Genomic DNA, 4764 nt, shown 5'->3' with positions numbered 1-4764 from the left:
TTATAATTAACTTTATATTTTTCTCTCTAGCATAACTAAGTTTACCTAGTAAAAAACCAGCAAATACCGGACTTTTAATTCTTTTCATAACCCCACCAATTTCATATTGATGCTCTGACACCATACTACTTACATATTTCTGCAATTCTTCATACTGTTTCATATGTGTAAGTCCTAATACAACATGCATTTTATTCATAAATTCATGGGACTGTGCCCGTAATGCTTCCGCATATAGCCTGATACCGGTTAGTTCCTCTGCTAATTTTCTAATCTCTGTTTTATCACGAAATGTTGCAATCACGCCAACTATTTCTCCTTTTACGTATAAAGGAACACGGTTTGTAACAATCGTATTTCCAAGAATATTTTGTTCTTCGTTTAATTGTACCTCTCCTGTTTGCAACACTTCTTTTATACGTGAATTCGGCGTATACAATTCAACATCTTTACCGATAAAATCTTCTGTAAGTCCAATTTTCTTAAGTATTCGTTTTGCCTCATTATTAATTAAAGTTATTCTCGCCTCTGTATCTACAGCAATAATACCTTCTTTTACAGATTGTAGCATCGTATTTCTTTCTTCTAAAAATTTCGCTATCCTATGTGGCTCAAGACCAAATAAAACTTTCTTTATATGTCTAGCTAGCAATATCGCTCCTATAATTCCAACTAATATTCCAACACCAACACCGATATAAATGATATGTCTACTTTCTTTCACTCTCTCTTTCACATTATCAGCTGAAATGCCAACAGCGACCGCACCAAGTTGCTCACCTGTGTCAGCAAAAATAGGTACGAATACTCGCATAGAACTCCCTAAAGTTCCTTCTGCTAACGATACGCGTTCCTTTCCTTTCAATACAGTTCCTTCATCCCCTCCAACGAAATGATGACCTATTTTTTGAGGGTTTGGATGAGATTTTCGTATTCCATCCATATCCATAACTACAATAAATTGAACATCTGTACTCTTTAATAGCTTATTGGTATACACCTGAATTAAGGAGGTATCTACCTTCCCCGTCAACCCATCAATTACAATAGAATCATTCGCCACAATACGTGCAATCGTTTTTGCCTTCTCTGCTTGGCTATCTTTCGTTGCCCGTTCAACATTATGACTAATTAAAATGTCTGTTACGAGTAAAGAAAAAATTACTACTGCACACACTAATAATGTAATTGTTTTCCATAAACCCAATAGTTTTTTCCTTTTTTTCATCTCTCTAGCAACCAATCGTTTTAGCAATTACTATTTCTTGTTTCTTATTTGGGTAGATACGAAATTTATATGCTTTATTTACTAACATAAGTTGCACCTCGATTTGTTATAGGATATCTACAGTATACAAAAAAACGTAGGCTTACGCCTATTGGCATTCATCTCCCACCTACCGTTGGGCTAACGCCCTTCACACGCTTAAGGAAGGAGTATTCTGTCAGGAAACGATAAAGTACAAACTAATTTTCCGCCTCATCGTTTGCCTTCTTTCCATTTGTACCCTTTCCCTCGTACCGTAAGGAGAAACTGAGGCTCAGAAGGACTAGGTTCGATCTTCTGACGAAGACGACTGATATTCACATCTATTACTTTTGTGTTACCTACACAACTTATACCCCATATTTTATTTAAGAGTTCATCACGTGAAATTGGTTTTATGGAATTTTCCATTAAATATCGTAAAATAATATGCTCTGTTGGAGTTAAATCAATTACTATCTCATCCCTATATAATTCTCCTTGCAGAATATTTAATTGAAATGGTCCCGAATGAATCCATTTCATATCCATTTTATTTTCTTTTACTCTTCTTAGCAATGATTGTACACGTGCTACTAATTCAATTATACTAAATGGTTTTTTAATATAATCATCTGCTCCAATTGTCAAACCGTGTACCTGATCTTTCTCTTGAACACGTGCCGTTAATATAATAATACCAATCTTTTCATTGTTTTTTCGTATTCTTTTGCATACCCCAAAACCATCTATTCCTGGTAACATAACATCAAGTATTACAATATCAACATTATGATTTTCTAAAAGTTCAAGAGCTTTTTCACCTGTATCGGTTTCTAAAACATTGAAACCAGCACGCTTCATATTTAATGTAATAAAGCTACGAATTGTTATCTCATCTTCTAATACTAAAATTGTTGTCATACTCACCGCTCCTTTACTCTTGTTGATAATCGGCTATGGGTTTGATATAAGATTTAAGCTTCTGGTAGTTTGATTTTTTTGAAATTGCATATACATGAGCTCTTGTTTTCCATATGTATCAACTCCTAGGAGTCACTATATATGTCCATCAACTTAAGAATCTAGTAAAAAACGTCATCCTTTCTATTTAGCTTTTTAGAAAGAATAACGTGGGGATAATAAAGATTCTTAAGTTGATGGACATGGGGCGGTATCCCTAGTTTATCAGTTTTATATTAAGTAACTGATAGGACTTTTTCGTCTTTAATCTCATTCTCCCGCCAACCGCACCACCAAACAATTTATTACGTGAAAACGAAATGTGTTCCATCGTTTGTGCTATAATTTCCGCGTTTTTATATACACTTCGAAACGCTTTGACTAGATATTCCAAGTTCTCTTCTGGTCCACCTAAATAAAATCGAACCTTTTGACTCTTTCCTTCTACATCTTCCGGCTGATACATAAGTAACCGATACCAATCGCAACCCTTTCACAACTGCTTTAGTGGATTTCTCTAGTTCTTTTTCAAACTTATTAGATGCCACAGTCTCACTTCCTTTGCATCAACTATGAAGAATTACTCGCTCCTTTTTAATTTTTTTTAGATGCTTTTCTAGTTCTGAAGGCTCTAATTCATAGAGTTGTCTTCTTCCATCCTTGTAAAATCCGCAATCGATCAGCTGACTAATGATACGCTGTTTTTTTCTTTCTACATGATAAGTATATTGTTCTAGCTTTTTGGGGTCTTTTGCATACCTTCAAGAAATCAATTCTTGTGTTGCCATTTCTACAAACTGAATATCAGACTCTACAAGGTAACGAATATATGCCGTTTTCACTTTCATATATTCATCTTCATTTTTCCATCTATGATGGCTACCGTCACAAAGTACAAAAAAGGAAACGTTTCTCAACTGACTTACCAATTTATTCGTTTTACCCTTTGGATTAAATATTTCTTTCGCTTTTTTATGTGCCTGTAACACTTTGTCTTTCGAACATCCGCCTACAAGTAAATAATGTGGAATGATTAAACTCATTTTGTTATCTCACCTCTCTATTGCTCTCATACACAATCCAGAAAGGATAAGAACAAAGAGCAGGCGTCGATGCTTTACACGCTAACATGATTTGAAAAGCATGATAAGAAGGATGATCCTTTTCAAAATGGCTAGTGATATATTCTAAAAAGCCGTCCTTCTTCTCACCCACGTTAATCCAGCGCCTTCATGAAGCGCTTGTTTTGTCATTTCTATTGCGAGTTCCTGTGCCTGCTTTTTCGTTTGAATATCAGCAATTCCATTCGAAACAATCATTTCTTTCACCCTTTCGTAGTTATGTAGTTTTCATATAACTAAATACAATACAACTAACCAAAATGGTATTACCATTAGAAATCCATTTCTAATCCCTTTTGCAATAGCCAATGGATCATCATTACAGTATGGCATTTCCTTTTCTTCAACCCGCTGCAACATCTTTTTTTGAGATGAAAGGCTCATATTGAATCTCCTTTCCTTTCAATCTGTTTTCATTTTCTATAACAAACTACCACCAAAACAGCATATACAATAAATCATAATAAATTTTATGCAAATTTCTATAATTGCATCCATCATTCCCCATTATCCTCTCCCAAAGCCTGTAATACACAAGCTATGATCAGCAAAGAAAGAATTAATAATAAACTCCCTATATCTCGGCATTTCCCAAACACCGACATCCTCTCCTCGCAATTAACATTTATTTCAGAAAAACCCCACGGTAAGAAAAGTCAGACAAGAGAAGAGACAGATTTTACCCTGTTAAGAGTAAATCGGCTCTTTAATATTCAAAGGACGTAAGGAATGTAAACTTGTTGAATGTAATCCCTCAAACTTTTATTCCCCTAAGAAATTGATATCTTCCCAACCTAAAGGCGAATATCGTACGCTAGGGAATTTTTCATTTAAACGTAACTCTTTTATTCTATTTTTCATAGAAATCTTCTAATTAAAGAAAACTATTATAATATTTTTTTGCTAATGTATTTGTAATTAGACAGCATATCATAATGAGAAATAGCCCAGTATTAATCGGAATTATTATCCATTTCGAAAGAAACATCATAAGAATAATCATAACCATAAGAATACTTATGGTTATATGTGCAGCTTTTCCATCTATTAAATCAACCCTTTCATCATATTCCTTTGATAGTTCTCTTTCTAACTGTTTACCATTAGTTTTATATTTAGTTTGAGAAACTAAAGCAAAAATTAAAAACAATACTCCCGTAAGTATCTTTAAATTCCCCAAATAAAACCCTTCAGTAAGCTCAGCTGCAGTATGATCATAAATTATTTCAAAAAAACCCATTGCAATAATTGCAAACGAACATAAATAAAGTTCTTTCAATCTATTTTTCAAACAAATCACTCCTAACACAGCCATATATTCAAAGTTTATTTAAAAGTATATTTTAATAAATATCTTCTTTTTTACATCCTTCATTAGTTAGTGAATAGTACATACTATCCTCGAAAGATATTAATATAATCTCAATCCAATAT

General features: G+C 33.6%; 8 protein-coding genes and 1 pseudogene. All 9 read right to left on the bottom strand.

Annotation, left to right across the window (positions count from 1 at the left end; genetic code table 11):
• On the bottom strand, positions 1-1228 hold a 1228-nt coding region (gene dcuS, locus AB3X48_RS17975; RefSeq protein WP_367959775.1), incomplete at its 3' end, for a DcuS/MalK family sensor histidine kinase.
• 7 nt (positions 1229-1235) lie between these two features.
• Positions 1236-1316 (bottom strand): annotated as a pseudogene (locus AB3X48_RS17970) (helix-turn-helix domain-containing protein); the annotation flags it as partial.
• 164 nt (positions 1317-1480) lie between these two features.
• The gene (locus AB3X48_RS17965; RefSeq protein WP_088099289.1) at positions 1481-2170 is read right to left on the bottom strand and encodes a response regulator transcription factor; all 690 of its coding nucleotides are present in this window, start codon (positions 2168-2170) and stop codon (positions 1481-1483) included.
• A 256-nt stretch (positions 2171-2426) separates the two neighbouring features.
• The gene (locus AB3X48_RS17960; RefSeq protein ID WP_002162336.1) at positions 2427-2675 is read right to left on the bottom strand and encodes a hypothetical protein; all 249 of its coding nucleotides are present in this window, start codon (positions 2673-2675) and stop codon (positions 2427-2429) included.
• Between the two features lie 100 nt (positions 2676-2775).
• The gene (gene fbpA / locus AB3X48_RS17955) at positions 2776-2904 is read right to left on the bottom strand and encodes a Fur-regulated basic protein FbpA (RefSeq protein ID WP_080021449.1); all 129 of its coding nucleotides are present in this window, start codon (positions 2902-2904) and stop codon (positions 2776-2778) included.
• A gap of 66 nt (positions 2905-2970) precedes the next feature.
• The gene (locus AB3X48_RS17950) at positions 2971-3252 is read right to left on the bottom strand and encodes a hypothetical protein (protein ID WP_002162337.1); all 282 of its coding nucleotides are present in this window, start codon (positions 3250-3252) and stop codon (positions 2971-2973) included.
• Positions 3253-3396: 144 nt separating this feature from the next.
• Positions 3397-3528 carry a hypothetical protein gene (locus AB3X48_RS17945; RefSeq protein ID WP_002162339.1) on the bottom strand — a complete coding sequence of 44 codons (132 nt, stop codon included), beginning with the start codon at positions 3526-3528 and terminating at the stop codon, positions 3397-3399.
• 30 nt (positions 3529-3558) lie between these two features.
• Positions 3559-3714 carry a hypothetical protein gene (locus tag AB3X48_RS17940; RefSeq protein WP_165762440.1) on the bottom strand — a complete coding sequence of 52 codons (156 nt, stop codon included), beginning with the start codon at positions 3712-3714 and terminating at the stop codon, positions 3559-3561.
• Positions 3715-4204: 490 nt separating this feature from the next.
• Positions 4205-4621, bottom strand: a complete 417-nt coding sequence (locus AB3X48_RS17935) for a hypothetical protein (RefSeq protein ID WP_002162340.1) — start codon at positions 4619-4621, stop codon at positions 4205-4207.
• Positions 4622-4764 lie beyond the last annotated feature (143 nt).

It is taken from the genome of Bacillus sp. S4 (assembly GCF_040838205.1).
Lineage (GTDB): Bacteria > Bacillota > Bacilli > Bacillales > Bacillaceae_G > Bacillus_A > Bacillus_A cereus_U.
The sequence above is the reverse complement of the archived record's forward strand: the minus strand, read 5'-3'. Positions and strand labels throughout refer to the sequence as shown.

Excerpts from the sequence above, each read along its gene's own strand:
- AB3X48_RS17950 (WP_002162337.1), bottom strand. The coding sequence starts at position 3,252 with ATGAGTTTAATCATTCCACATTATTTACTTGTAGGCGGATGTTCGAAA.
- AB3X48_RS17945 (WP_002162339.1), bottom strand. The coding sequence starts at position 3,528 with ATGATTGTTTCGAATGGAATTGCTGATATTCAAACGAAAAAGCAGGCA.
- AB3X48_RS17965 (WP_088099289.1), bottom strand. The coding sequence starts at position 2,170 with ATGACAACAATTTTAGTATTAGAAGATGAGATAACAATTCGTAGCTTT.
- AB3X48_RS17940 (WP_165762440.1), bottom strand. The coding sequence starts at position 3,714 with ATGAGCCTTTCATCTCAAAAAAAGATGTTGCAGCGGGTTGAAGAAAAG.
- AB3X48_RS17960 (WP_002162336.1), bottom strand. The coding sequence starts at position 2,675 with ATGTATCAGCCGGAAGATGTAGAAGGAAAGAGTCAAAAGGTTCGATTT.